Annotated in this window: 1 pseudogene; it reads right to left on the reverse strand. The window is 62.7% G+C overall.

Features of this window, described 5'->3' with window-relative positions:
• Window positions 1-279: 279 nt before the first annotated feature.
• Window positions 280-467 (reverse strand): annotated as a pseudogene (locus MKK64_RS27865) (IS6 family transposase); the annotation flags it as partial.

Genomic DNA, 467 nt, shown 5'->3' on the forward strand with positions numbered 1-467 from the left:
GACGTCTACGGCGGCAGCGCGACGGCCGACCGCAACCTCTACGTCCATCAGGTCAGCCTCAACGGGCACACCCTGGCGGGCGACGCCGCCGACAACCATGCCGGCTACAACAGCGGCGGCGTCGCCAACATGTTCAACAACGGCAGCGCGGACTTTCATATTTGACAGGCTACTGAACGAAGGAACAGCGCTGGGCGTGACGTGGGAATTGGATGGGCCCGCAGCTGACGGGGCCTGTCGCAAGCCGTACCGGTAAGGCATAGGCGGAGGCTTGATGTGCTTGCGGAAAGCTCCCAGCTGCTTCTGCATGAGGGAAATGTAGGCCAGAACCCAGCGGTTCAGGGTGCTATCGTCCACCTCAAGAGTGCGTTCCGGGAATAGCTGCCCCATGTCGCGGTGTCGCGGTAGCTCAGCGAGTAGCGCAGGTACCAGGCGACAGCCTGCACGATCAGGTTGGCCTCGTAGTG

The sequence above is a fragment of the Methylobacterium sp. E-025 genome, assembly GCF_022829705.1.
GTDB lineage: Bacteria > Pseudomonadota > Alphaproteobacteria > Rhizobiales > Beijerinckiaceae > Methylobacterium.